Genomic DNA, 2,593 nt, shown 5'->3' on the forward strand with positions numbered 1-2,593 from the left:
TCGAACCAGTGAAATTTGATCCTGCGGTGACAGCCGAAAGCAGACATACGATCTAAGTCGCAGCTTTCTCAATTTTTCCAATCAGATCGGGATCAACAAAACTCCACTTCTGCGTTCTTTGACCTAGTTTATCAAAAAAAATTAGGTTCAGGATCAGCAGATATTCTCACCTAAACTTCTAAAACACTACCGAACTTACGGCTATCTCAGTCGTGAGAACCCTCCCCTACATCTAACGTATCGAGAACATCGTGCCTTCCTCACCTTCTTCGGGACTGTTCGTCCCAGGTCTAGAGACATCCGCCCTGACAAACATCGTTCGCGATATAGTCGCATTGCAAAATAGCGCGTCTGGACTTGATCCACGCGACGCAGATCGCCTTACCCTGCATGACTGGAGCAAAACGCTTGTGGCGTTCCCAGGCATAATTGCGAGGTCAGAAACAGGGACGTTTCTGGAGCCTCTTTTTTGGATTTCAAAGGATCTTCGCTGGGCTGTCACCGCGACCGGACAAGTTCGGCTCGGTCGTAAGATCAGCGACGATCCTCGCTGACCTTAACCGGTCCGGCAGGCTTACAGCTCCGAATCCAAAAAAAAACACCGCCCTTCAATTTATGAGCACCCCCGATGCGCCGGCACCCCTTCGGTAGCAACGCGATGCCCTACATTCGAGCAATCAGATGAAAAAGCGACAACTCGCTGATGACCCCTCACCTTCCATTGGAAAACTTGTTGCCAGAATGGCAGTCAGGAAAGCACTACGCACCGTGCCGGAAATTCGTTTCCGTACGGCATATGTCCTCGGCTTCAAATTGCCAGAGCTACGCGACAAACAATTCTTTGAAACGGCGTTGAAGAATGAATTGGCATGCCACTTTACGAATAAAGGGCCTCGGCATTTTGGGCCAGACTTCTTCTATTTTCTCGGACGCGCTGACAGACCAAAGAACCGCCGACGCGGCGCTGATGAAGCGTCTCAGTTACTGGAAGAACTGGACGAAAATCAACAAATGATTGGAGTTTCAACGCCCGAAAACCCAATGACGTCGCAGTTTAAAGAAATTGCTGAAGCGATCATTGAAGCCCCAATTGAAAGCCGCTTCATCAAAGCAGCACTTCATATCGCACACGATATACATATTTGCGATAAGACCGCGGAACGGTTGTTGTCCTACACCCTTTCAGAGCTCACACTCGCTTTTCGCGGAAATCGTCCCCTGAATGCAGCGCTGCGTTTCCTGGAGGGTTTGCGCGGAGCCAGCACATTGGCCCAACAGGAACAGAATGGCTCAGCTGACGTCCGTGATTTGTCGCAGTCCCATGGCTACGGAAAGGCGAAGGTATGGGGCCTTGAGCTGGCACAAGATTTCCGTGACTTGAAGGCCGGGACAATACAGTGGTCAGACGTCGATCGCGGAATTCTGCTTCGCGGAGACACGGGAACCGGCAAGACAACTTTTGCTAAATCATTGGCCAAGTCATGCGGCGCTGTACTCGTTGAGTGTTCACTAACAAAGTCTCAAGCCCTGGGACATCTGGGTGACATGCTCCGGGGTCTCAACAAGGCCTTCAAAGATGCTCGGTCAAAAGCGCCCTCAATATTGTTTTTCGATGAATTCGATAGCATCGGAAACAGGGAAACGCTTTCGCGTCATGCCCCGGAGTATGCAACACAGGTGATCAACGGCGTTCTCGACCTAATGGACGGTCTTGAAAGCCGCGAGGGTGTTGTGATCGTCGCAGCCTGTAATCGTATCGATACGATCGACTCCGCTTTTCTGAGACCAGGCCGCCTTGAACGTGTTGTCGAACTACCCCTGCCTGATCTTGAGGCTCGAAAAGGCATATTCACCCAACATCTTCAGGCCCGGTTGCCAGACGAGGATCTTCAAGATGTCGCTGAACTAACTGACGGTTGGTCTGGTGCGAAGTTGGAAGGATTGGCTCGAGAATGCCGGCGTGCGGCAAGACGCTCCGGTAAGACTTTGGACAGCCGACTTGTCCGCGCCGTGTGGATGACCAAGTTCGATCAGGTGCCTGCCGAAACGTTGGAAAGATCTGCGGTTCACGAAGCGGGCCACGTGGTTGCAGCCTTTGAAATGATTGGGGTCGTTCCTACACAAGCTGCTCTAAGGAAATACCAGCCAATCGATCGCAGCGATGATGCCGGCAGTGGCGGACACGTTATGCTGCCTGAACGAAATCTCGGCACTCGCGTTCAGTCAGACTATCTCGATGAAATAGCTGTGCTGCTTGCCGGTCAGGTCGCCGAAACGCTTCTTTTGGGTGAGCCATCAGATGGGGCCGGTTTGGCGCGTGGATCAGATTTGGAGCGTGCAACTTACCTTGCAGCTAGCCTAATTGCGTCGTCGGGATTGGGTCGGCATTTGACATTCCGTTCTGAAATCTCAGTTCCAGCGATCCGCCGGTTGATTGACAGTGACAGAGCATTTGAACGCGATTGTGACCTGATTTTGCAATCCCAGAAACGGCGATCGACCGCTCTGCTGCGAACTAAGAAACGACAGCTTAGAGCGATTTCGGACAGCCTCCTGCGGTCGAATATCCTTTCCGCTGAACAGATTTCAGAGA

Annotated in this window: 1 protein-coding gene; it reads left to right on the forward strand. The window is 51.8% G+C overall.

Annotated features, from left to right (window positions below; translation table 11 throughout):
- Positions 1-681: 681 nt before the first annotated feature.
- Positions 682-2,593, forward strand: a 1,912-nt coding sequence (locus tag E1180_RS04310; protein WP_196220522.1) for an AAA family ATPase, incomplete at its 3' end; no start/stop codon positions are given.

It is taken from the genome of Roseibium denhamense (assembly GCF_009711415.1).
Lineage (GTDB): Bacteria > Pseudomonadota > Alphaproteobacteria > Rhizobiales > Stappiaceae > Roseibium > Roseibium denhamense.